Annotated in this window: 17 protein-coding genes; 12 read left to right on the top strand and 5 right to left on the bottom strand. The window is 66.6% G+C overall.

What is annotated here, in order from left to right; genetic code table 11:
• Positions 1-119: 119 nt before the first annotated feature.
• Complete coding sequence (locus JWM94_RS02690) at positions 120-5,936, bottom strand: MG2 domain-containing protein (protein ID WP_299421208.1); 5,817 nt, start codon at positions 5,934-5,936, stop codon at positions 120-122.
• Positions 5,937-6,085: 149 nt separating this feature from the next.
• On the opposite strand from JWM94_RS02690, the gene JWM94_RS02685 reads away from it, so the two are divergent.
• The 5 genes from JWM94_RS02685 (at position 6,086) to JWM94_RS02665 (ending at position 11,935) form a co-directional block, all read left to right on the top strand.
• Positions 6,086-7,450, top strand: coding sequence for a glycosyl transferase family protein (locus JWM94_RS02685; RefSeq protein ID WP_299421203.1), 1,365 nt, complete (start codon positions 6,086-6,088; stop codon positions 7,448-7,450).
• On the top strand, positions 7,447-8,466 hold the full coding sequence (locus JWM94_RS02680) for a hypothetical protein (RefSeq protein ID WP_299421199.1): 1,020 nt from the start codon (positions 7,447-7,449) through the stop codon (positions 8,464-8,466). The genes JWM94_RS02685 and JWM94_RS02680 overlap by 4 nt, the downstream gene beginning before the upstream one ends.
• A 47-nt stretch (positions 8,467-8,513) precedes the next feature.
• Positions 8,514-9,428 carry a sulfite exporter TauE/SafE family protein gene (locus tag JWM94_RS02675; protein ID WP_299421194.1) on the top strand — a complete coding sequence of 305 codons (915 nt, stop codon included), beginning with the start codon at positions 8,514-8,516 and terminating at the stop codon, positions 9,426-9,428.
• Between the two features lie 35 nt (positions 9,429-9,463).
• Complete coding sequence (locus JWM94_RS02670; protein WP_299421310.1) at positions 9,464-10,183, top strand: TIGR02186 family protein; 720 nt, start codon at positions 9,464-9,466, stop codon at positions 10,181-10,183.
• A gap of 93 nt (positions 10,184-10,276) precedes the next feature.
• Positions 10,277-11,935 (top strand): DUF87 domain-containing protein, encoded by a 1,659-nt coding sequence (locus JWM94_RS02665; protein WP_299421189.1) that lies wholly within the window; start codon positions 10,277-10,279, stop codon positions 11,933-11,935.
• 227 nt (positions 11,936-12,162) lie between these two features.
• On the opposite strand, the gene JWM94_RS02660 is transcribed toward JWM94_RS02665, so the two are convergent.
• Positions 12,163-13,359, bottom strand: a complete 1,197-nt coding sequence (locus JWM94_RS02660) for an acyltransferase (protein WP_299421184.1) — start codon at positions 13,357-13,359, stop codon at positions 12,163-12,165.
• Between the two features lie 59 nt (positions 13,360-13,418).
• On the bottom strand, positions 13,419-14,912 hold the full coding sequence (locus JWM94_RS02655) for a M23 family metallopeptidase (RefSeq protein ID WP_299421181.1): 1,494 nt from the start codon (positions 14,910-14,912) through the stop codon (positions 13,419-13,421).
• A gap of 242 nt (positions 14,913-15,154) precedes the next feature.
• Here JWM94_RS02655 and JWM94_RS02650 point away from each other — a divergent pair, with 242 nt between their 5' ends.
• The 7 genes from JWM94_RS02650 (at position 15,155) to JWM94_RS02620 (ending at position 23,071) form a co-directional block, all read left to right on the top strand.
• On the top strand, positions 15,155-17,782 hold the full coding sequence (locus JWM94_RS02650) for a helicase-related protein (RefSeq protein ID WP_299421177.1): 2,628 nt from the start codon (positions 15,155-15,157) through the stop codon (positions 17,780-17,782).
• Positions 17,775-18,074: an RNA-binding S4 domain-containing protein gene (locus tag JWM94_RS02645; RefSeq protein ID WP_299421173.1), complete on the top strand. Its 300-nt coding sequence runs from the start codon at positions 17,775-17,777 to the stop codon at positions 18,072-18,074. The genes JWM94_RS02650 and JWM94_RS02645 overlap by 8 nt, the downstream gene beginning before the upstream one ends.
• Before the next feature lie 54 nt (positions 18,075-18,128).
• Positions 18,129-18,470, top strand: a complete 342-nt coding sequence (gene fdxA, locus JWM94_RS02640; protein ID WP_299421170.1) for a ferredoxin FdxA — start codon at positions 18,129-18,131, stop codon at positions 18,468-18,470.
• Positions 18,471-18,644: 174 nt separating this feature from the next.
• Entirely contained in the window at positions 18,645-20,681 is a 2,037-nt protein-coding gene (locus tag JWM94_RS02635) for a M13 family metallopeptidase (protein ID WP_299421166.1), read from the top strand.
• Positions 20,682-20,937: 256 nt separating this feature from the next.
• Entirely contained in the window at positions 20,938-21,471 is a 534-nt protein-coding gene (locus JWM94_RS02630; RefSeq protein ID WP_299421161.1) for a CarD family transcriptional regulator, read from the top strand.
• A gap of 109 nt (positions 21,472-21,580) precedes the next feature.
• Positions 21,581-22,300, top strand: a complete 720-nt coding sequence (locus JWM94_RS02625) for a head GIN domain-containing protein (RefSeq protein WP_299421157.1) — start codon at positions 21,581-21,583, stop codon at positions 22,298-22,300.
• A gap of 60 nt (positions 22,301-22,360) precedes the next feature.
• A complete protein-coding gene (locus JWM94_RS02620; protein WP_299421152.1) occupies positions 22,361-23,071 on the top strand; it encodes a DUF2807 domain-containing protein in 711 nt (236 codons plus the stop codon).
• A gap of 78 nt (positions 23,072-23,149) precedes the next feature.
• On the opposite strand, the gene JWM94_RS02615 is transcribed toward JWM94_RS02620, so the two are convergent.
• Positions 23,150-23,554 carry a DUF1489 domain-containing protein gene (locus JWM94_RS02615; RefSeq protein WP_299421148.1) on the bottom strand — a complete coding sequence of 135 codons (405 nt, stop codon included), beginning with the start codon at positions 23,552-23,554 and terminating at the stop codon, positions 23,150-23,152.
• Between the two features lie 65 nt (positions 23,555-23,619).
• A partial coding sequence (locus JWM94_RS02610; RefSeq protein WP_299421144.1) for a magnesium transporter occupies positions 23,620-24,436 on the bottom strand: 817 nt, incomplete at its 5' end.

The following is a 24,436-nucleotide window of genomic DNA, read 5'->3' as shown; positions in this document are numbered from 1 at the left end:
GCGGCCAACGGTCGCGCACCCAGCCGCCAGCGCGCGCGATCGCCTCGTCCAGCCTCGCCTCGACACTGCGCGCCCAGCGCCACGCGGTCACAAGGCGTTCACGCGCCGTCATTTGCCGGTCACTTGTCCCGGATCGTGAACGCCGCGTTGGGCACCTGGGCGTTGATCGATGGCGAGTACATCGCCTCGACCCGGCTCGACGGCAGATTGTAAACGCCCGGCGCGTTCAGCCGCATGACATAGGCGATCGTGAAGCTGCCGCGCGGCACCCAACCGAAGAACCCGCGCCACGAATCGTTGCGGCGTTCGATGTACGACGGCTGCACGCCGACCTGAACGTCCCACAATTTGCCGTCGCTATCGACCGCCTGGAAGTTCGTCCCACCGCCGCCATTTTCCTGACTGGCCAGCAATTGCGACTGGTTGGCGAAATTGCCGATGATCGTCGCGCCCGCCGGGATCGGATCGTTGACCACCACCCAATTGCGTTCGGCAGTCGCATCGACCGTGATCGACACGCGCACCACGTCGCCGCGCGTCCATTGCCCCTTCACGCGCTGGCTGACGGCGTCGATCCGCTTGGTCAGCTTGTACCCGAAGAACGCCGGTTGGGTGAGCGGCACCGCCGCCGACACCTGCACCGTCGCCCACGGACCCGCGCCGCCGGCTTGCGTGAGTTTGAGCGGCATCGGGCCTGACGGCAACGGGAAGCTGACTTGGCGCTGGTCGCCGACCAGCGGCCACGCCCGGCTGATCGACTGGTTGCCCAGCGAAAGCATCGTCGAACCGGTGATCGCGCTCGCCGGATAGAGCGTCCCGAACTTCTTCGCCGCGATCGTCCCCCACGCGTTGGCGGTGGTGGTGTCCCAGCGCCCATGCACCTGACGGAAGGCGACGCCGACCATCATCTTGGCCGCCTCGTCGTTCCAACCTGGCCGGCCGAGCGTGGCGATCACCGCCTTGATCGATCCTTCGTCGGCGGACGACATCAGCCACCATGGCGCCTTGTCCTGGTCGGACAGATCGAGCCGCGTGCCTTCATAGACCAGCCGCGTCCGCAGCACCGCCTCGACCTTGGCCTTGAGCGCCGTCGCATTGGCGAGCCCCGGCACCTTGTCGAGCGCGACGAGGTAATCCGCGAGGTTCGAGGTCGGCATTTCCTGCGGGATCATGCTGATCTGGCCGAGCATCGCCGGGGTCGCTGCGCCCGCACGCGCGATCGCGTTGAACGCCGCCAGCCGCATCAGCCGGACATCGCCGAAATCCTCGTGCCGCAAGCGCCCGTCGAGCACCGCCTTCAGCCCCTCGACCATCTTGGCCTTGGCGTCATCGGGGATCGGCAGCCCCGCATCGGCGGTGACCGACAGCACGTACGCGGTCAGCGCTTCCGAGCCGGGGAGCTTGTCGTCGGGCCAGTAGCGCAACAGTCCATCGCTCGCCTGATAGGTCGGCAAATCGCCGACGAGCGCCTGCCACTGGCCAAGATCGCCCAGCGCGACCGCGCGGCTCAGCCGCTGTTCGAAGCAATCGTACGGATAATAGGCCATGAACCGCCGAACGCCGGCCAGCGGCGGGGCTAGCGTGTCGGTCAATTGCACATCGACCACGCCACGGCCCATGATCGCCCCGGCCGGCGGCGCCACCTGGATCAGCCCGCCGTTCGCCCCGACGCGCGTCAGCGTCGCCGCCCAGACGTCGGTCGGATAGGTGTCGATCACTTCCTGTGTCGTCGTCAATTTATCCAGCGCCTTGCCGTCCGACGACTTGGCGCTGACGGTCCATTTGAGCTGGCCCGACGCCATCGGCGCGGTCAGGTTCCACGCGATCGGCGCAGCGCCCCCGGCGGGAATCGTCACGGTCAGCGGCTTGCCGTCCGCGATCCGCGGTTCGAGGGCGACGCTGGCGGTCACCGTCATCGGCTTGTCCGACCCGTTTCGCAGCGTGAAGCCTGCGGCGTATTGGTCGCCGGTACGGACCATCTGCGGAATCCCGGCATAGACGCTCAGGTCCTGCGCGGTGCGGATGTCGGTGCTGCCGGTGCCGAACAATTGCGCGCCGTCGGTCGCGACCGCGACCAGCTTGAAGCTCGACAGTGCGTCGTTGAGCGGCACACGGACTGCCGCATGGCCGTTACCGTCGAGCGGCACCTTGCCTTGCCATAGCAGCACCGGCTGGAAATTCTCGCGATTGAGCCCCGACAGATCGCCCGCGCCGCCGTCGCCGCCAGCCTCGACCGCCTTCTTGCCGTAATGGCGCTTGCCGACGACCTGCGTCTGCGCGGTCGCGGTGACGACCGACAGCGGGCGTTCGCCCATCATCGCGGTCAGCACGTCCCAACTCGGGTTGGGCGCGAGCTGCAAGAGCGCCTCGTCCACCGCGACGAACGCGACGTCGGCGGTCTTCGCGGGCTTACCGTCGGGGGTCTTTACCGCGACATCGACCGTCGCAGTGTCGCGCGCGGCGTAACGCTGCTTGTCGGCCTTGACCGCCACGGCGAGCTGATGCCCTTCCCAGCCGACCTTCACCTTGGCGATGCCGAGCCGGTAGCTCGGCTTGGCGAGATCGACCAATGCGGTCGGTTCCTGCGATTCGACCGGCGCGCTGGTCAGCCCAAGCTGACGCCCGATCCCCTGCAGCCAGCTCCACGCCCCCGATTTGGCGCGCCCGCGCACCGCCATCACCGAGACATAGACATCGGGCGCATAGCTCCCCGGCATCGCCACCTCGACCACCGGGTTCGCCCCCGACAATTTAGTGACGAAGCTCGACAACACGCCCTCGCGCTCGACCGTGACGAGTGCCTCGGCCTCGCGGAACGGCATGCGCACCTGGAACCGTGCGGTCTCGCCGGCCTTGTAGGTCAGCTTTTCGGGGACGACGTCCATGCGGTCGCCATTGTCGCCGCCGAACCACCATTCGTCGTCACCCGCCAGCCAGACCGAGCGTACCGCGCGGCTGACGTTGCCGTTGGCGTCGGTGGTGGTCGCGACGATATAGACTTCGCCCGACACGCCCGGATCGATGCTGCACTTGGCCAGCCCGAGCTCATCGGTCGTCGCCGAGCACGTCCCCGAAATCCGCGCGGTCTTCATCTGGTTGTCGTAGGCGTAGAACCCGCCGATCAGCCGGCGCCGCGCGGTCAATATCTGGCGGCTGTATAGCGCGACCTGGATGTTCTGCCCCTTGCGCGGCTTGCCGTCGGTATCGAGCGCGACGAAGTTGAGCCGCAGATCGTCCTGCTTCATCAGCCAGCCGTCGGTCTTGACCCCCAATTGTACCGCCGAGGGAAAGATCGGGATGCGTTTAGACGCGGTCAGCGTCTCGCCGTTGGCGTCCTGGTAATCCATCTCGACCAGCATGTCGGTGGGCGAGTCGAGCAGCGGCACGTCGACCGACGACCGCGTCGTGCCGTCGGCGCCGAGCGTCGCGGGGAGCGTCTGGGTCGGGGGCAGCGGGGTTTCTTCCTCGTCGCCGTCGCCGTTGAGCGGCTTGGTCCCTTCCTTCACGTCGGTCCCGCCGAACGTGTAGGAATCGTACCCGTCCGGCGTCGCCGAGCGCCCGAAATAGCCGACGCGCATCTCGACCGGCAGGTTCGATGCGCCGCCACCCGATAGATAGCCGACGAACAGGTCGAGCGGCAGCGACGTGGGCCGCACCGCGGCGTCCTTCGGCCCGGTCACCGTCGCGCGCATCGTCGGCAGCTTGTATTCGTCGACCTTGAACGACTGGTCGGTATAGGTCGTCTCGCCGCCCGCAGCGATGTACTGGATGTCGTAGTCGCCCATCGGCGCGCCCTTGGGCGCGGTCCATTCGGTTTCGCCGATGCCGTTGCCGTCGATCGTCAGCGGCAGGTCGAACTGCGTGTCGGATCCGCGATGCGACAGCCGCAGCGTGCCGGTGAAGCTCGGCGCGATCGAGAAGCCGGCGCCCTCCGGGCGGCGCATGATGTGCTTCATGTGGATCGTCTCGCCCTGGCGCACGAGCGCTCGGTCGAACACGGTGTGGAACACATCGGCCGTCTTCGAATAGCCGTACGGCAAATCGAAATCGGACGGGCGAATCCCTTCGCCCCAGCCGGTCAGCGTGAAGCTGTAATCGTCGCCGGCGCGCGCGGAAATCATCAGCGGCTGGTCGGTCGATCCTTCATAGCACGAGCCGCCATAGGCTTGCGGCTCGGGCAGCCCCTCAGGGATGAACACCGCGCCCGACCGGTCGGTCTTGCCGTTCGCCAGCACCTGCCCCGAACAGCTGTCCGTGACGGTCACCGCGGCGTTGGCGACGGGCTCGCCGCTGTCGAGGCTAGTCACCCAGGCGAGGCTCCGTTCGCGGCCCCATTTGAAATGCACCGCCATGTTGGTGACCAGCGCGGCGGTCGCGACGTAGCGCGGCGCCTTGCGGCCGAGCAACGCCTGCCCCAGCACCGGGCTCGCCAGTTCGACGACGTAGAATCCGGGCTTCGACAGCGGAATGCCGACGACCTCGAAATCCTTGCCCTTGCCGGGCAGCCCGATCGACATGCGCGATCCGGCATCGGCGCCGGTCAGGATCGGCTTCGACCCGGTATTCTGGATATGGCCGACGACCTCGTCGCCCTTCTTGATGTCCTCGACATCGTAATCGTCGGCGCTGACTACCGTGCGCAACCATTCGGCGATCTTGCCGTCCGACCCCTCGATGCGCAGCGACTGCCCGGCGACCGCGAGGTTCTGGCCCTGCAGCGACGGTTCGACGTTGCGCACGGTGACCGGCAGCACGCCGCCTTCCTTGAGCTCGAGGATGCCGAACGACGCGGCGAACTTCACCAGCGGCGGCGCGGCGTCGAAGCGGATGTCGAGCGGGAAACGCGCGCCGTTGGTCAGCGGGCGACCGCTCTCGTCCTTGACCTCGGCGGGAATGCTGACCTTCGCGGCGGTCGAATAGGGCATCGGCCCGGCGAAGGTGATGTCGCTGATCGTCGCCGATTTCTGCTCGTCCTTGTCGAACACCGGCTGGATCACATGGCCGTCGGCCGCGGTGATGCGCATTTGCTTGGCGAGGCTCATCGCGATCGGCGCGGTGAAGCGCAGGTACGCCTTCTCGACCGGGTTGCACCCGGCCTGCGCGTTGGTGCGGCTGCATTCGAATTTGACCGCGAACGGCTTGCGCACGGTATAGTCGAAGCGCTGATCGGTGCCCGCGGGCTTGCCGTTGGCGGAGGCGATCTTGCCCGACCAGACCAAAGCCATGTCGTGCCCCGGCGGCAACGGACGGCGGCACTTGAGCGCGGTGACGCTCGCCAGCATCTTTTGCCGGTCGGTCAGGCTCGCCGGCAGCGTGCTGGGCATCCCGCCACTGTCCAGGAAACTAGTGACCTCGTAATTGTCGTCGGTGCCCATCTCGCCCAGGATCTTGGCGGCGGTATCGGCGGGCAGCACGTCGACCGGGATCTTCTCGCCCAGCCCCTCGACCGAGCAATAGGCGTTGGCGGCGACACTTCCCGGCGTCGCGGGCAGGTTGGCCGCGACCAGGAAGACCTGATCCTCCTCGATCTCGCTGCTGTTCTCCCCCGGCAGCACCGCGCGCGCCATCGGCCCGCCCGAATCGACCGTGAACACCTGGTCACCGGCCAGCGCATAGCCCGACACGCTTTTCACGCCGGTTCGGGTCGTGAAGGTACATTTGATGCCGCCGGGCAGCGGCGAGGCGAATTCGTAGACGAAGGTCTGCTGGTCGGCCCAGCGGCCGGTCCCCGCGACCGGGCATTCGACGAGGAAGGGGTTCGCCGCGCGCGGATCGCCCAGCGCGACCATCGGCGTGTCGAAGCGCACCGTAAAGCGCTCGATCGATCCGTCGCCGACGCCCGGGGTCGCGACCACGACATGGGGGGAATTGTCGCCGAAAGCGGCGATCGGCGCGAACGCCAGCGCCAGCAACGCGACACGGACCGCGAGCTTCATTCGAACCCCCTCCTATATGCTTCGATAAGCAGGGCGATACGCTATCCTAAGCGCATCCGAAGTCCAGCGGGATTCGCCGTAAAAACCGGCGCTTGATCGCCGGTCGTTACGGCGCGAAGCTAAGCCCTTGGCGAATCGGGGGATCGCTATTGGGGGGCATCACATTTGCGGTCGATGCGGTGGCGCGCGAGAGCGTGATCCTCGCCTGTATCGGCTTTCTGATCGGCGGAATCGACGATCTCGCGCTGGACGCGGTCTACTGGCTCGGCCGGTTGCGCGCCCGGCCCGACTCGCGCGTCGCCGATTTGACCGAAAGCATCGCGGGACGGATTGCGATCTTCGTGCCCGCCTGGGACGAAGCGGCGGTGATCGGGCCGATGCTGGCGACGACGCTGGCTCGGTTCGGCGACGACGATTTCCTGCTCTATGTCGGCGCCTATGCCAACGACCGCGCGACGATCGACGCGGTGGGCATCGTCGCCGAACGCGACGCGCGCGTGCGGCTAGTGATCGGCGCGCGACCGGGGCCGACGACCAAGGCGGATTGCCTCAACAGCTTGTGGGACGCCCTGCAGCGCGAAGAGCGGGCGGAAGATTGGCGCGCCGCCGCGGTCGCGTTTCACGACGCGGAGGACGTCGTCCATCGCGACGAATTGCGCGTCTATCGCGCACTGCTCGGCGAGTATCAGGTCGTGCAGCTGCCAGTGATGCCGTTGGTCGATCGCGGATCGCCGCTGGTCGCCGGGCACTACATCGACGAGTTCGCCGAGGCGCACGGGCTCCGACTGGTCGCTCGCGGCTGGCTCGGCGCGCCGATCCCGCTCGCCGGAGTCGGGTGTGCGATCGACCGCAACTTGATCGAGCGCATCGCGATGGCGCGCGGCGGCACGCCGTTCGACGCCGACAGCCTGACCGAGGATTACGAGCTCGGCCTGCGCACTGCGATGCTCGGCGGGCGACAGGTGTTCGCGCGGGTGCGTGACGACGACGGCAAACTGATCGCCGTCGCCGAATATTTCCCCGACAATGTCCGCGATGCCGTCCGGCAAAAAACGCGCTGGATGATCGGCATCGCGCTCGACGGCTGGGACCGGCTCGGCTGGGGACGCGCGGGCGACTGGCGCGACCATTGGATGCGGCTGCGCGATCGACGCGCGCCGCTGTCGGTATTCGTGCTGTTTATCGCCTATCTGGCGCTGCTCGCGTGGGGCGCATCGCTGGCGTTGCACGCGCTCGCCGGCGACACAGCGCCGCAGCCGAGCAATGCGCTGATGACGTTGCTCAACATCAACGCGGCGATGCTCGTGTGGCGGCTGGCGATGCGCGCCTGGTTCACCGGCCGCGCCTATGGATTCTGGCAGGCCTTGCTGTCGCTGCCGCGCGCCCTGGTCGGCAATTTCATCGCGCTGATGGCGGCGCGCAAGGCGGTGTGGCGCTACGTCGGTGCGCTGCGCGGCAGGCGGCCGCAGTGGGACAAGACGCACCACCGTTTTCCCGAGGGCGTAGAGCCGTGAGCGGCCGTCCGCTCCGCTTTTTCGGCGCGACCGCGCTCGGCTGGGTGGCGCTGCGCGCGGTCATGCTGTGGCCGGCGGCGGGGCCGGCAGCGATTCCCGGCGCGCTGGTGCCCGCCGCGTTTGCCGACGATGCGCCGGAGACCACGGCTCAACTGGTCCCACAAGCGAGCACGTTCGCTCCTTTCCAGATCGCCAAGCGACCAGCCCGGCCCGCGCCGGTTTACGGCACGCCGCGGGCCACGATCTTGCGCGAGAGTAAGGTTGACGCGCCCACGCCTGTCGCGCCTCCCTCTGCCATCGCCGACATCGTTTCACGATCCGGCCAAGCGCCCCAAACCTTGCTCGCGCCGCCGCCCGCCACCGCGCCGACCGACCGCCCTACCGCGAGCCGCTGGTCGGCGAGCGCCTGGTTCGTCCTGCGCGACGGGCGCGGCATCGCGCCGGGCCTCAGTGGCGGTCAGTTGGGCGGCAGCCAGACCGGGCTGCGGGTCGCCTATGCGATCGGCGATGCCCGCCGCGTCGCCATCGTTGCCCGCATCGCCAGCCCGCTCAAGGGCAAGGGACGCGAAGCGGCGTTCGGCCTCGAATGGCGCCCGACCAAGCTGCCCGTCCGCCTCGTCGCCGAATACCGCGTAGCGCTCGACGGCGGCGGCAGCGGCCCGGCGGCGGGGATCATCGCCGGCACCGGCCCCGCCCCGCTCGCTCTGGGTTTCGACCTCGAAACCTACGGTCAAGCCGGCGTCATCCGCCGCAGCCGCACCGAACCGTTCGCAGAGGGCGCGGCACGCCTGTCGCGACCGGTCATGAAATTGGGCAGTGCGAAGGTGGACCTCGGCATAGGCGGCTGGGGCGGCGCTCAGCGCGGCGCGCAACGGCTCGACATCGGCCCCTCGCTCGGCGTCCGCGTGCCGGTCGCCGGCCAATCGCTCCGCCTGTCACTCGACTGGCGCCAGCGCGTCGCAGGCAACGCGCGGCCCGGTTCGGGGCCAGTGCTGGTGATTGGGAGCGATTTCTAATTCCACCCTCCTTTGCGCAAAGCACCCCCACGCGATAAGCGGGGGCTGTGGATATCTACCTCCCCATCGCCAATCTGTCGGTCAACGCGCTCGTCATCATCCTGCTCGGCGGGTTCGTCGGGTTGCTGTCGGGGATGTTCGGGGTCGGCGGCGGGTTTCTGACGACGCCGCTGCTGATCATCTATGGCATCCCGCCGACCGTCGCCGCAGCGTCCGCGGCAAGTCAGGTGACCGGCGCCAGCGTATCCGGCGTGTTCGCGCACCTTCAGCGCCGCGGGGTCGATTTCAAGATGGGCGGGCTGATGGTCGCGGGCGGGTTCGCGGGGTCGGTGTTCGGCGCGTGGATCTTCAAGGCGCTTCAGGCGAGCGGTCAGCTCGATACGATGATCGCGGTCGTCTACGTGCTGATGCTCGGGTCGATCGGGTCGATGATGGCGCGCGAAGCGATCCAGTTCATCCGCGCGACCCGCGCCGGGCACGCGCCGCGCGCGGCCAAGCGCCACCATCATCCGCTGGTCGCCGCGCTCCCGTTCCGCACGCGCTTCTATCGTTCGGGGCTCTACATTTCCCCGCTCGCGCCGTTGCTGCTCGGGTTCGGAGTCGGCATTCTCACCATCCTGCTCGGCGTCGGCGGCGGGTTCATCCTGGTCCCGGCGATGATCTATCTGCTCGGCATGGCGACGCAGGTGGTGGTCGGCACCAGCCTGTTCCAGACTTTGTTCGTCACCGCCTGGGCGACGATGGTCCATGCCACCACGACCAAGGCGGTCGATATCGTGCTCGCCGCGCTGCTGCTGGTCGGGTCGGTGACCGGCGCGCAGATCGGGGCGCGGTTCGCGACCAAGTGGAAGCCCGAATATCTCCGCCTCGCGCTCGCGTTGCTGGTGCTGCTGGTGGGATTGCGCATGCTGGTCGGGCTGACCTTGCGCCCCGACGAGATCTTCTCGGTCGAATTGTCGTGAGGAAAGCGGTTGCCTTGCTCTTCGCGCCGCTGCTGATGGGGCAAGCCAAGCCCGTCCTCGTCCCCGATGTATCGCAGCGCCAGATCGACATCGCTTATTCGTTCACCGGCGCCGAATTGCTGTTGTTCGGGGCGATCCTCTACCCCGGCGGGCGGCTGCCCAACGACGACAAGCCGACCGACATCGTCGTGGTGGTGAAGGGCCCGACGCAATCGATCCTTGTGCGCGAGAAGACGCGGATCGCGGGCATCTGGGTCAACGCCGCGCGGTTGCGCTATCGCTCGGCGCCGAGTTTCTACGGCATGGTGTCGTCGCGGCCGATCGACAAGATCGTCGATGAGCGCACGCGCGCGATCTACGAACTCGGGCTCGACAGCCTCCAGCTGTCCCCCGCGTCGAGCGCTCCCGCCGACGAGCAGGACCGCTTCGCCCGCGGGCTCAACGATCTGAAACAGCGCGGCGGGCTGTATTACCAGAAACCCGATGCGGTCGAGATCAGCGACGGCGTGCTCTATCGCGCGCGGGTCGATATCCCGGCGCGCGTGCCGGTCGGGCGCTTCACCGCTGAGACCTTTCTGATCCGCGACGGCCACGTGCTGGCGGTCGCGACCAAGGAAATCGAGATCCGTAAATCGGGGTTCGAGCGGTTCGTCGCGCGCTCGGCGCAGCGCTGGTCGATCACCTATGGGCTGGTCGCGGTGGCCCTGTCGGTACTGCTCGGCTGGGCCGCGGGCTATGTCGCGCGGCGGTTGTGAGCGGCGGCGGATCCCACCCCGCTCAACCTTAAGGTTAATCACGCAATCTTTACCCCTGCCGGTGCATGAAGCGCGGATGATCAGGGGAATCCGATGACCGAGATGCCAGGCGACGGCGCGTTCGCCAACGCCACACCCGCGCCGGCACAAGCCGCGCCGATCGGCATGCGCCAGATCGGCGCGCTGAACGATATCGCCGGGTCGGGCGGCCAGGTGCTGCTCGATACAGCAGTAGTCGAAAGCTATCTCAACGACGCCGACCCCGTGCTCGCCAGCGCCGGGTCGGTCGGCGGGCAGCTAAAAATCCGGCTCGGTGGCACGTGGCTGATCGCCAACGTCCGCTCGCTCAAGCTGACCGACGCTGGCGTGCTCGCGCAGATCGATTTTCTCGGCGAGGGCGACGAGGAACGGCTGACCGGCAAACTCTACCGCTTTCGGCGCGGCGTCACGCGCTATCCGGTGCCGGGGTCGGCGGCGTTTCCCGTCTCGACCGCCGACCTCAAGCAGATCTATGCCGCCGACGACCGCGCGCACATCGAGATCGGCACGGTCTATCCGACCAGGGACATCCGCGCCGCGCTCTATGTCGATGCGATGCTCGGCAAGCATTTCGCGCTGCTCGGCTCGACCGGCACCGGCAAGTCGACCAGCGCCGCGTTGATCCTCCATCGCATCTGCGAGCTCGCGCCGCAGGGGCATATCGTGATGGTCGATCCGCACGGCGAATATTCCGCCGCGTTCGACGGCAATGGCGCGATCTTCGACGTGTCGAACCTGCAAATGCCGTACTGGCTGATGAATTTCGAGGAACATTGCGAAGTGTTCCTGACCACGACGGGCAACGAGGCGCAGATCGACAAGGACATCCTCGCCAAGTGCCTGCTTGCCGCGCGCGGCAAGAGCCGGCTGGGGCAGGAGATCGCCAAGCTGACGGTCGACGCCCCGATCCCGTATCTGCTCAGCGACCTGACCAATCTGATCCAGCTCGAAATGGGCAAGATGGATCGTGCCGGCGACACCGCGCCGTACCTGCGGCTTCGCACGAAGATCGATGAGATCAAGGCCGACCCGCGCTATGGCTTCATGTTTTCGGGCATGCTGGTTGCCGACACGATGCAGGACTTCATCGCCCGCATCTTCCGCTTGCCGGGTGACGGCAAGCCGATCTCGATCATCGACGTGTCGGGGGTGCCGAACGAAATCACCTCCGTGGTGGTCGCGGTGCTTAGCCGGATGGTGTTCGACTTCGCGATCTGGAGCCGCAACGAGCCGCAGCGCCCGATCCTTCTCATCTGCGAGGAAGCGCACCGCTACATCCCCAACGAGCGCAACGCCGACGGGTCGTCGGTCGGCAAGATCCTCAGCCGCATCGCCAAGGAAGGCCGCAAATACGGCGTCTCGCTCGGCCTGATCACCCAGCGCCCGTCCGATCTGGCCGAAGGCGTGCTGTCGCAATGCGGCACGATCATCTCGATGCGCCTCAACAACGACCGCGACCAAGCGTTCGTCCGCGCCGCGATGCCCGAAGGCGCGCGCGGCTTCCTCGCTTCGATCCCCGCGCTGCGCAACCGCGAATGCATCATCTGCGGCGAAGGCGTCGCGATCCCGATCCGCGTCGCGTTCGACGGGCTCGAGGAAAGCAAGCGCCCTGCCTCGGCCGACCCGATTTTCTCCGACCTGTGGCGCGAAACCGGCGGCGAGGACCAGATCATCGACCGCACGATTCGGCGGTGGCGGTCGCAAGGGCGATAGGCAGCGACGTAGCGAGAGCTAAATCGCGTTAAAGCCGCGCCTCGGCCGGCGGGCCAATGGCCCGACCTCCCAAACTTCACGAGGTTTCGGCGACCGTATTTCCGCGTCTAATCGACGGGGGTAAAAGCATTGCGATGTCAAAGAGCCCGGCAAAGCTGTCAGGCGAAATCCAACATTGCGAGTATATTGCGAATTACAGCTGACGACCCACCAGCGGACGTTGCGAACTAGGTTCGCTTGGTCAAAAGCCTCGACGCGAGCCAGCGTCTAACCGGCTCATCGAACAACTTGAGCGACGCATACGCCACCGCGACGGCAACGATGAACACGCCCAGTCCAGCTAATGCGCCCTGCGCGGGCGGGACGTTTCGGTCGATCACCCAGCCAGTGTAAATATAGATCAGCGGGTAATGCGTGATGTAGAGCGGATAGGACAGGTCGCCGAAGAACCGCGCGACCCGCACCGACGGCCCATCGATCCGTTTTTCACCGGCGCCGATCGCAACAATCAACGGGAATAGCACGATCACGCAGCCGGCCTCGTACAGCCCGTTGATCCAGAGCCGCTCGGTGCCCCCGAAGCGGGGCAGCGACAGCGCGACGATCAGCATCAGGCTGCAAAGCCAGAAAGCACCGGGCAGCCGGATTCGCTTGCCGAGCCGCATGAGCAGAACGCCGGCAAAGAACGGGAACATCACGCGCGTAAAGCCCATCGTGAGGCCGGCGGCGTCGAGTGACCAGCCGCCGATCAGATCGCCCCGTCCGCCAATGACGAGGAGCAGTATGAGCGCGATTGCGGACAGCGCGACGAGTAGGCCGAGGCCGCGGCTGGACAGCCTTCGCAGCCCGACCGCGTACAGGACATTGGCGCAATATTCGTAAAACAGCGACCAGGCTGGGCCGTTGAGCGGGTAGGATTCATCCCAACCGCGAATGTCCGCCGATTTGGGCAGCGGGATCATCGTGCAGCCGATCAGCATGACCAACAGGACCTGCCATGCGGAACTGCCGGCAACCTTCGGGAAAATGGTCCAGTGCTGGAATGCGAATAGCGCCGCGCCGATCACGCTGCCCAACACGACCATCGGCTGGAGCCGGACCAATCGCCGCTTGTAGAACTCCCACTGCCCCATGCGTCCCCAGCGATCGTCATAGGCGTACGCAATCACGAAGCCCGACAACAGGAAGAAGAAGTCGACCGCTAGGTAGCCGTGATTGATAATCTGTTTCTGCGGATTGTTGTCGGCATAGGCTTCGAACAGGTGGAAGACGATCACCACAAGCGATGCGACACCGCGCAGGCCGTCGAGAATGACATAGTGACTTTTCGCCGGTGCCGTGGCGTTGGTCGAGGTGGCGGCATCGCTGATCGGCATGGTCATCCATTGCTGGCAGTAGCGAAACGCCTTTGTGAACGTTCTCAAGGAAGATCGCAATAAGCGTTCGAGCGTTTGCTAACCACCCAAAATCAGACGTACCCGCCCTACCGCGCGGTCCCCGGCCGCACCGCCAGCAGATCGGCGACCTTCGCCTTGAACGCGCGCAGCGCGCTGCCGGTCAGCGCCGCCATCGTCGAGAATGAGAAGCCGCGCGGATTGACCGTCTCTCCACCGCGATAGACCTCGAAATGGAGGTGCGGGCCGGTCGACAGCCCCGAATTGCCCGAATAGCCGACCAGCTCGCCGCGCGACACGCGCTCGCCGTTGCGCACCGCGATGCGGCTGAGATGACCGTACCCCGTGCCGACCCCGCCGGACCCCAGGATACCGATGAAATTGCCGTAGCCGCCCTTGTACCCGGCCCAGTTCACCGTCCCGTCGACCACCGCATAGACCGGCGATCCATAGGGGCAGGCGATGTCGATGCCCTTGTGCATCCGGTAATAGCCCAGGATCGGGTGCATCCGCATCCCGAACGCCGAGCTGACACGGCCGTTGACCGGCAACCCGACAAACCCCTGACGGCGCGTTTCGCCGCCATTGGCGTCGTACCAGTCGCCGCCGCCGTCCTCGTCGTCGCTGTCCTGGCCCGCCCATTTGACGAGTTGCACCTTGCGGCCACCAAGATCGAGCCCGGCGAACACGATGTCGCCGATTTCGACCTCGCCGGTCGCGGCGCGGCGTTGCTTGAGGATGATGTCGAACGGGTCGCCCGCGGTAACGTCGCTGCCGAGCGAGATGCGGGTTGCCATCGCTTTGAGGTAATCCGCCGCCGCCGTCGACGGCACACCCGCCGCACGCAGCGACTTGTAGAGGCTCGCCCCCGCCAGCCCCTGGATGCGCAGCGGCGTGTCGTCGACCGAAATCGCCTGGCGCTGCATCGACAGGCCGTTGGCGGTGCGCGAGATGATCAGCCGGAAATCGAATGCCGGCTGAAAGCTGAGCGTCTCGATCGGGCGCGGATCGCTCTTGTGCGCGCGCGGCCCGAGCACGCCGTCGAAACGCGTTCCCGGGCGGATCTCGTCGAGCGGCAGCGCGTTTGCAACCATGTCGGAAATTGCCGCAACGTCGGCCTTGGCGGCACCGGCGCGGCGCAGCAACGCGGCGAGGCTGTCGCCGTCGCTCATCGCCGAGGAGAAAGGCAAATGCGGCCGGTCGGGCGTTTCGCCGAGCGGCCGGACGAGGTCGTTCGCCGCCATCCGCTGGCCGGTGTCGGCGCCCCAGGCGAGCGGGGCGATGGCTTGCGCGCGGGCATTGTCCCACGCGGTGCTGCTCAGCGCCTTGGGCGTCTCGCCGGCGATCGGGCGGGCGAACCCGGGCGACAGCGCCCAGGTCGCGCACAGCAACGCCGTGCAGGTGGCGGCGCCGCGGAACCAGTCGCGCGACCCGATCCGCGCGCCGAGATCGGGCGTCCAGTCGATCGCTTCGATGGCATGACGCATCCGGTCGAGCCGGGTAGGTTCGGGCACCAGGACCAGTTCCGACGAGCGCGCGGCCGCGCCGCCCGCCGAATCGAATTGGTCATTGCGCAAAAACACGGCGTAATCGTCCCCGGACATCATCGCCGATCCACCCCCGGCGCGAGCGGAATCACTGTGTGGGCGAGTGGTTAAAGTCAATTTAACAAGCGGGCCTTTTGCCCGTCCTTGCGGCGAGCCGTGCCGTGCTAGGGACAGTTTCATTATCGCGGAGGACTACTTAAGTATAGGTGAATAAGGGGACTTTTCTTAAGGGTTTCCCGCTTGCGCTGACCGCGTCGCGCGACGATGTTAGCGGCGTAATGAGCGCGTACAGTAACCCGGTCACCGCGGTGCTCGGTCCCACCAATACCGGCAAGACGCACCTCGCGATCGAGCGGATGTGCGGGCATTCGAGCGGGATGATCGGCTTCCCGCTGCGGCTGCTGGCGCGCGAAGTGTACGACCGGGTGGTCGCGATCAAGGGCAAGGACCGCGTCGCGCTGATGACCGGCGAGGAGCGCATCGTCCCGCCCGACGCGCGCTGGTTCCTGTGCACCGCGGAGTCGATGCCGATCCGCGGAGGCATGTTTGCCGGAGCGGACACACAAGGACTCAAGGATGTGTCGTTCCTGGCGCTCGACGAGGCGCAACTGGGTGCCGATCCCGAGCGCGGGCATGTCTTTACCGACCGCCTGCTCAATGCGCGCGGGCGCGACGAGACGATGATCCTCGGCTCGGAGACGCTGCGCCCAATGATCAAGGCACTCGTCCCCGATGCGGAGATCGTCAATCGACCGCGCTTCTCAACGCTCAGTTATGCCGGCGCGAAGAAGCTGTCGCGGCTGCCCAAGCGTTCGGCGATCGTCGCGTTCAGCGCCGAGGAAGTCTATGCGGTCGCGGAGATGGTCCGGCGCTTGCGCGGCGGCGCGGCGGTGGTGATGGGCGCGCTGTCCCCCCGTACCCGCAACGCGCAGGTCGCGATGTTCCAGGCGGGCGAGGTCGATTACCTCGTCGCGACCGACGCGATCGGCATGGGGCTCAACATGGACGTGCAGCACGTCGCGTTCGCCAGCCTAAACAAGTTCGACGGTCAGCGCCAGCGCCGGCTCACCGTCAGCGAAATGGCGCAGATCGCGGGCCGCGCCGGGCGGCACCAGCGCGACGGGACGTTCGGCGCGTTGGCCGCGGAAGGACCGGGAGCGTTCACGCCCGAGGAAGTCTACGCGATCGAGGAGCATCGTTTTCCTGCCCTCGACTTCCTTTATTGGCGCGAGGGCGAGCCCGGTTTGAATTCGATCGATGCTCTGATCGAGAGCCTCGAAACGCGGCCCGCGCATCGCGCCTTGCGCACAGCACCACCGGCGGTCGATCTGGGCGTGCTCAAGCGGCTGGCCGAGGAGGATTGGGTACGCGACCGCACGCACGGCGCCGTAATGGTCGCGCGCTTATGGGCGGCATGCGGCGTGCCCGATTTCCGCAAGCTCGGCGCCGACCAGCATGTGCGGCTGGTGTCGCGCGTGTTCGGGCATCTCAGCGAAGGCGACGGGCGCATCCCGGTGTCGTGGTTCGCCAGCGAAGTCGCGCGGCTCGACGACGTCACCGGCGATGTCGAGACGATCGCGGGGCGGATCGCCGGGGTGCGCACTTGGGCGTATATCGCGCACCGCGCCGACTGGCTGGCCGACCCGGCGCATTGGGCGGCGCGCACCGGCGAGGTCGAGGAGCGCTTGTCCGACGCGCTGCACAATTCGCTGACGCAGCGCTTCGTCGACAAGCGTACCACGATGCTGCTGCGCCAGATCGGTAAGGACGCCGGTGCGCTACCCGTCGTGATCGGCGAGCAGGGCGAGGTGATGGTCGAGGATCATCCGATCGGTACGCTGGCGGGGTTCACGTTTACTGTGGCGGCGGATGCGCGCGCAGCCGACAAGCGCCTGTTGCTGGCGGCAGCAGAGAAGCGGCTGGGGGTCGAACTGGCGCGGCGGGCGAAGGCGTTGGCGCAGGCAGACGACGACGCCTTCTCCCTGAACCTGCCACATACGCTTCCCCGGCGAAGGCCGGGGCCCAGAATCGGTGCGAATGGAGACGGGGGTTCTCCCTCGCCGATGTCATCGCAACTGGACCCCGGCCTTCGCCGGGGAAGCGTCGAAGGGGCGGAAATCCGTTGGCGTGGCTCATCCATTGCTCACATCGCCCTTGGCCCCACCCTCGCGCAGCCACGCATCAAGCTCGACCGCGCGCTCGACGCGCTCGATCCCGCGTCGCGCAAGACCGTCCAGGCGCGGCTCGACCGCTGGCTGGCGGCGCAGGTCGCGCGGCATCTGCCGGTGTTCGGCCAGCTCGACCAAATCCTGCACGATCCCGTCGCCGGCGCGCCGTTGCGCGCCGCTGCAGCGGCATTGCTGCAGGCCGGCGGGCTGCTGCCACGCCGGGCTATGGGCGTGCAACTCGAAGGGCTCGATCCAATCGCGCGCAAGCGGCTCGGGCGGATCGGAGTAACCATCGGCACGCTCGACGTGTTCGCGCCCGCCTTATTGAAGCCAGGCGCCGCACAGTGGCGTCGCTTGCTGGTGCGGCTCGCCGACGCACCACGCGAAGGCGCCACCGTCCTGCCACGCAACGCCCTCGGCGCCGATTTGCCCTATGGTTTCCGCCCCCTCGGCCAACAGGCGGTGCGCATCGACCTGGTCGAGCGCATCGCCCGCGCGGCGCATGACGGGCGCAAGGGTCGTGCGCCATTCGTCCTCGATCCGGCGCTGGCGACATCGATCGGGCTTCACCCCGACACGCTCGCGCGGCTGATGGCACAGCTCGGCTTCCGCACCGCTAAGCCCGATGCAGCGGGCCGTGTGCAATGGATGTGGCAGGGCCTCACCCCAAACGCCAAGCCGACCGCGCCGCCCAAGGACAACGCGTTCGCCGCGCTGGCGGGGATGCTCGATGGCTGAGTGGTCGATCCGGCTCGACCGGTTCCTGTGGTTCGCGCGGATCACCAAGACGCGGAGCCTGGCGCAAGCGCTCGCCGCGCAGGGCCGCTTGCGGATCGACGGCCGTCCGGTAAATCGCCCCGCCGCGCCGGTCAGGGTCGGCAACATCCTGACCTTTGCCACGCACGCCGGCGACATCCGTACGATCCGCGTCGAACTCCTCCCGATCCGGCGCGGCCCGCCGGGCGAGGCGCAGGCGTGCTATCAGGATCTGGCGGTTGCGAACGTCTCGCAGCAAGACGCCTCTGATTGACGGATTCCGCCGCGGGGCATAGCAAGCCGGAAATCTAGTCTTGGGGAGCCCGACATGACCTACGTCGTCACCGATGCCTGCATCAAGTGCAAGTATATGGACTGCGTCGAGGTGTGCCCGGTCGATTGCTTCTACGAAGGCGACAACATGCTGGTGATCAACCCCAGCGAGTGCATCGATTGCGGCGTGTGCGAACCCGAATGCCCGGCCGAGGCGATCCTACCCGACACCGAAAGCGGGCTCGAAAAATGGCTCGAGCTCAACAACACGTTCAGCGCAACCTGGCCCAACGTCACGCGCAAGAACGACCAGACCCCCGCCGATGCCGACGAGCACAAGGGCGAAGAGGGGAAGTTCGACAAGTACTTCTCGCCCGAGCCGGGGCAAGGCGACTGATCCCATACCGTCACCCCAGCGTAAGCTGGGGTCTCATGCAGCGCGGCGATACGGCCTGACATCCCAGCTTTCGCTGGGATGACGTGCTAAAGCACGTCAAAATCCCTCTTCCACCCGCCGCCATAGTCTGACAACACACCGTCCGAACCATCATCGAGCGCGGAGTCTTGGCACATGGCGATCAAGCGGGCAGCCGGTCTTTTCCTCCTGGGCATGTCGAGCATCGCGCTCGCGCAGACGGCGACGCCGCCCAAGGCCAAATACGGCCCGTGGGGCGTCGACTACTCGTCGATGGACAAAGGCGTGAAGCCGGGCGACGACTTCTTCCGCTACGCCGAGGGCACGTGGCTGAAGACCGCGCCGATCGCCCCCGACAAGTCGCGCGCCGGCTACAATTACGACATGCCCGACGAGGCCGAGATCGAGGTGCGCAAGCTGGTCGAGGATGCCGGCCCGACCCCCGCCGATCCGAAGATGCGCCGCGTCGCCGATTTCTACGGCGCCTGGATGGATCAGGCCGGGATCGAGGCGCGCGGCACCGCGCCGCTGAGACCCTATCTCCTGCGGATCTTCAATCTCAGGAATACCAGCGAGCTCGTCGCGCTGATGGCCGAGCCGGGCTATCCCGCGCCGATCAACATCGGCGTCAGCCCGGACGCGAAGAACCCGACGCAATATGCCGTCGATGCCGGGCAGGCGCGGCTCGGGCTGGGATCGCGCGACTATTACCTGCTGCCCGATGCCAAATATGTCGCGTTCCGCAAGGCGTATCGCGACTACATCATGCGGATCGAAGAGCTCGCCGGCGTGTCCGATCCCGCCGCGCGGGCAAGCCGCGCCGACGCGATCATCGCGCTCGAAACCAGCCTGGCGAAGGACCAGTGGACGCCGGAGGCGCGGCGCGATCCGGTCAAAACCTATAACCCGATGACGCGCGCGCAACTCACCAAGCTCGCGCCGCAATTCGACTGGACGCCAGTGCTGGCGAAGATCGGGCTGGGCAAGATGCCGACCGTGATCGTCGCCGAACCGAGCGCGGTGACCGCGGCGGGCAAGGCGATCGCGGCGACCCCGCTGTCGGTGTGGAAGGACTGGATGACCTTCCGCTTCATCAGCAGCCATGCGGCGTACCTGCCCAAGGCGTTCGACGACGCCAATTTCGATTTCTACGCGCACACGCTGCAGGGCGTGGAGTCGCAGTCCGACCGCTGGAAGCGCGGTGTGCGCCTGCTCAACGACAATCTCGGCGAGGCGGTCGGCGAGCTCTACGCGAAGAAGCATTGGACGCCCGAAACCGACAAGCAGATGACCGAAATGCTCGGCGACCTGCGCGCCGCGTACAAGGAAAAGATCGACAACGCCGCCTGGATGGACGCGCCGACGCGCAAGGAGGCGCTCGTCAAGCTCGCCTCGTTCGATCCGCGGATCGGGCACCCGAGCAAATATATCGACTATTCGGCGATGAGCGTGTCGCGCTCCGACCCGCTGGCCAATTCGCTCGCCGCCGAGGATTTCGGATGGAAGCTCGCGCTGTCGCGGCTCGGCAAGCCGGTCGATCGCAGCTTGTGGGACATGAACGTCCAGGAAGTGAACGCGTACTACAACCCGCTGACCAACCAGGTGACCTTCCCGGCCGCGATCCTGCAGCCGCCCTTCTTCGATCCCGGTGCCGACCCGGCGGTCAATTACGGCGAGACGGGTGCCACGATCGGCCACGAAATGGGGCACGGGTTCGACGACGAAGGGCGCCAGTTCGACGCCACCGGCAAGCTGCGCGACTGGTGGACCAAGGAATCGGCCGACCGGTACAAGACGCACGCGCAGAAGCTGGTCGACCAGTTCAACGGCTACGAGCCGATCCCCGGCGTGAAGATTAAGGGCGAGCTGACACTCGGCGAGAATCTGGGCGATCTCGGCGGGCTGGAAGCGGCCTATGCCGCGTATCGCCGCTATGTCGAACGGCACGGCGAACCGGCGGTGATCGACGCCTATACCGGCGACCAGCGCTTCTTCATCGCCTATGCGCAAAGCTGGCAGGGCAAGGCACGCGAGGGTGCGCTGCGCGCGCAATTGCTATCCAACCCGCACAGCCCGGAGGAATATCGCGTCAACGGGATCGTCCGGAACATGGACGCCTGGTATGCTGCATTCGGGGTGAAGCCGGGGGATAAGTTGTATCTCGCGCCGGCAGATCGCGTGCACGTTTGGTGAGTAGCCGCGCCGGCGGCAAAGCCGCCGTCGGATGGGTTGCTGCGCACCCGCCGGCCGCGTTGGATCGCGAGACACCGATTAACGAGGTTAATCGGTTCGATCCAACGCTGGTAATTTTATTACGAAGCTGTTAAATAGGACAGGACGAGAGCCCCGATTCTCTCGTGTGGAGACACACGCAACAGAACACTTCCCCCGCCGATGCCACCCTTGGCGTCGGACTCTCTGGGGTTATTTCCAAGAAAGGTTGAGCCTCATGGCTGCCAAGGCACTGTCCTTCGACGTCGGTGATTATGTCGTTTACCCCAAGCACGGCGTTGGCCGTGTGGTCGAGCTGCTGAAGCAGGAAATCGCCGGCATGCAGCTGGAGCTGTACGTGCTGCGGTTCGAGAAGGAGCGTATGACGCTCCGCGTGCCGACCAACAAGGCCGAAAGCGTCGGCATGCGCAAATTGTCCTCGGACAAGACGCTGCGCGAGGCGCTCGACACCTTGAAGGGCAAGCCCAAGATCAAGCGCACCATGTGGTCGCGCCGCGCGCAGGAATATGAAGCGAAGATCAATTCGGGCGACCTGGTGTCGATCGCCGAAGTGGTCCGCGACCTGTTCCGCGCCGAGGACCAGCCCGAGCAGAGCTATTCCGAGCGCCAGATTTTCGAAGCGGCCGCCAGCCGCCTCGCCCGCGAGCTAGCGGCGATGGAAGAAACCGACGAAAAGGGCGCGCTGGAGAAGATCCTCGACATCCTGCGCAAGGCCGCGGCGATCTGGAACAAGGACAAAGTGCCCGCGTAAGCGAGACATGACGGTCCACGCAAAAAGGGCGGTCCTGACGGGCCGCCCTTTTTCGTTGCACCGTCAATTCTGTGTGTGTTATATCGCCAACACACACAGGAGACTTCCCATGCGCCATCTCGCCTTGCTCGCCCTGATCCCGCTCGCCGCCTGTTCGGGCAGCGGCGATGCCAAGACCGCCGCCAGCGGCGTCAACGGCAACAAGACGTTCGCGATCGACGGGTTCACCGCGGTCGATTCAACCGGGCCGGACGATGTCGATGTCCGCGTCGGGTCGGGCTTTTCGGTCCGTGCGGAGGGCGACACCGGGATCATGGCCAATCTGGAAATCGTCAAGAACGGCGACACGCTCGAAATCCGGCGCAAGTCGAGTTCGGGGTTCCACTGGGGCGGCGGCGAGCGCGGGCACGTCAAAATCTATGTCACGATGCCGCGCATCACCGCCGCGAGCACGACCGGGTCGGGCGACATGGCGATCGATCATGTCGAGGGAGACGGGTTTAAGGTCAGCGCGACCGGATCGGGCGACCTGTCGATCGCGTCGATGGCGGTGCAGCGCGCCGATTTCTCGCTCACCGGATCGGGCAATGTCAGCACTGGCGGCACCGCGAAATCGGGCAGCTTCTCGATCACCGGGTCGGGCGATATCGAGGCGGCCAAGCTGTCGCTCACACAGGCCGACGTCAGCGTGATGGGATCGGGCGGGGTCACCGCGACGGTCGCCGGCCCGGCCAAGGTCAACGTGATGGGTTCGGGCGACGTGACGCTGACCGGCGGCGCGAAATGCACGACCAGCAAGATGGGATCGGGCAGCGTTACCTGCAGCTAGGCCGACGCTAACCACGGATTGGCCTTGCGCGCGCCGCCCCGGCGGTGCGATGCAAGGGCCATGTCCCGCTTCCTCCTCGGCCTCGCGCTCGCCGTGCTGGCGCTTCCCGCCAGCGCAGCCGACCGCAACTTCGTCGTCACCAGCTTCGATCGCGTCCGCGTCGAGGGGCCGTTCGATGTCCGGTTGACCGTGGCCAACGCCGGCGCATCGGGCAGCGCGACCGGCGACCCGACCGTGCTCGACACGCTCGATATCGAAGTACAGGGCACGACTTTGGTCGTCCGCAAGGGCGCGAACGGCTGGGGTGAGCGCGGCAAGCCCAATGGGCCTGCCCCGGTGATCACCCTCGTTACGCCGACCCTGCGCAGCGCGAGCGTGATCGGCGGCGGGAAACTGGCGATCAAGGGCCGCATCCGAAGTCAGCAGCTCGACTTTCAGATCACCGGCACCGGGTCGATCGATGCGCAGGGAATCGATAGCGACCAACTGACCGCTACCCTGATCGGTGCGGGCAATGTCGCGCTGGCGGGGAAGAGCGGGCGCGCGCGGTTGCAAACCAACGGGTCGGGCACGATCATGGCGATGCCGTTATCCGTTGGCGACCTTATGGTGTTCCTCGACGGCCCGGGCGAGACGCAGGCGACTGCGCGCTTTACCGCCAACCTGACCTCGACCGGCCTCGGGCGGATCGTCGTGTCGGGCAGCGCCGCCTGTGTCACCAAGGCGCAGGCCGGCGGCCCCATCCTGTGCGGGCCGGACGCGACGCCCTAGCCATCCATCACCGTTCGCCCTGAGCTTGTCGAAGGGCGTGTTCGGCACGTGCTTCGACAAGCTCAGCACGAACGGAAGTCATATCAGCGCGAGATCGGCGAGTTTGCCGACCAGGTCGGCCGGCAACGCGCCGACACCTTCGCTGCCTGCGCCGAGGTCGAGCGGGGCGGCGTCGCCTTCCAGATACCGCCAGCCCTGATGCGCACGCTTGGGCCGGGCTTGAACCAGCACCAGCCGCGGATCGAGCCTGATCGCGACGCGCCCACCCTCCAGTTCGCCGAACCCGACGATCGGCGAGCGTGCGACTAGCTGGTGCTTGAGAATCCAGTAGAGCGACCCCTGCCCGGCAATTTCCTCATGTCGCTTGGGCAGATAGCGCGTGCCGAGTTCGTACGGCGGCAGCCCCTCGCGGGCCGCCCAGCGCGCGGCGAACTGGTCGAGGCTCGCGACCCCGAACGCGACTTTGGTAAGGTGAAGCGGCATGGCGCCGATGTAGACATCGGCTGTGCGTCGGCAAGGGCGGTGCGCGCGTCAGCGCGTTAACAAGCTCAGCCCGACAGGCCCCACAAGAGCGCCAGCCCGAGGAACGAAAAGAACCCCATGCAATCGGTCATCATCGTCACGAACACCGCCGACGATACCGCGGGATCGATCCGGAAACGATCGAGCGTCACCGGGATGAACACGCCCGACAGGCCGGCGATCAAATTGTTGATGACCATCGCCAGCGCGATCACGATCGACAGGTCGGCGCGGTGGAAAATCAGGAATGTTCCGAACCCGATCAGCAGCCCGAGCGACAGGCCGTTGGCGATCGCAATCCGCAATTCGCGCAGGATCATCCAGACGGTATTCGAATCGGTCAGCTGGTTGGTCGCCAGCGCCCGCACCACCACCGCCAGCGTCTGCGTCCCGGCATTGCCGCCCATCCCCGACACGATCGGCATCAGCACCGCGAGCAACGCGAACTGCGCGATCTCGCCCTGGAACAGCCCCACCACCGACGAGGCGAGAATCGCGGTGCCCAGATTGACCACCAGCCAGGTCAGCCGCGTCCGCACGGTCAGCACGATCGGCTCGTTGATGTCGCCGTCGCCCGCGCCCGACAGCCGGGTGATGTCCTCGCCAGCTTCTTCGGAAATGATGTGGACGATGTCGTCGACCGTGATCATCCCGACCAGCCGCCCGGCGGCATCGGTGACCGCGGCGGAGATCAACGCGTATTTCTGAAACCGCAGCGCGACCTCTTCCTGGTCCATGTCGACCGGGATCAGCGTCTGTTCGCGCTTCATCACGTCGGCCATCGCGATTCCGCGCGGGGTGCGCAGGATCCACGACAATTGGCATGTCCCGACCGGCTTGTGC

The sequence above is a fragment of the Sphingomonas bacterium genome, from assembly GCF_028289855.1.
GTDB lineage: Bacteria > Pseudomonadota > Alphaproteobacteria > Sphingomonadales > Sphingomonadaceae > Sphingomonas.
Note: the sequence above shows the minus strand (reverse complement) of the source record. Positions and strands in the feature narration are given on the sequence as shown.